Origin of the sequence: Streptomyces sp. DH12, assembly GCF_020873895.1 — a bacterium.
Lineage (GTDB): Bacteria > Actinomycetota > Actinomycetes > Streptomycetales > Streptomycetaceae > Streptomyces.
In genome coordinates, this window is record NZ_JAHWGT010000636.1 from 1 (window position 1) to 537 (window position 537).

At 73.0% G+C, this 537-nt stretch carries 1 protein-coding gene; it reads left to right on the forward strand.

The window, feature by feature from the left end; all coding sequences use genetic code 11:
* Nucleotides 1–341, forward strand: a 341-nt coding sequence (locus LPA54_RS36195; protein WP_228984773.1) for a GNAT family N-acetyltransferase, incomplete at its 5' end; no start/stop codon positions are given.
* Nucleotides 342–537: the final 196 nt, after the last annotated feature.

The following is a 537-nucleotide window of genomic DNA, read 5'->3' on the forward strand; positions in this document are numbered from 1 at the left end:
GGGCCCTCGGCCGCCCCCGCGACACACAGGACCGGGCGATCGGCGGCTCCCTCAACTTCGGTGTGTACGACACGGTCACCGGCGCGCAGGTGGCGTACGCCCGCGTCATCACCGACCGGGCCACCTTCGCCTGGCTGTGCGACGTGTACGTGGACCCCGCCGTCCGCGGCAAGGGCCTCGGCACCGCGCTGGTCACCGCCGTACGGGACGACGTGCGCGACTACGGCGTGCGGCGCGTCCTGCTCGCCACGCACGACGCGCACGAGGTGTACGCGCCGCTCGGGTTCCGGCCACTGGAGCGGCCCGACCAGTGGATGGCGCTGATCTTCCAGGAGTCGTAGAACGCGCTCCCGCGGGCGTTCCGGGCGGATTCGTTCCCTACGTCCCCGCCGGAGGGTGAGGGCCACGCCACCATGCGTCATGGCCGGCCGGCACCTCTTGACCAGCCGACCCCGGCGGCTGACCATCGCCGCATGGCACTCCGGGTCACGTTCGTCGCCGCAGCGGGGAGCTCCACGGTGCTGTCCGAGCGCTTCG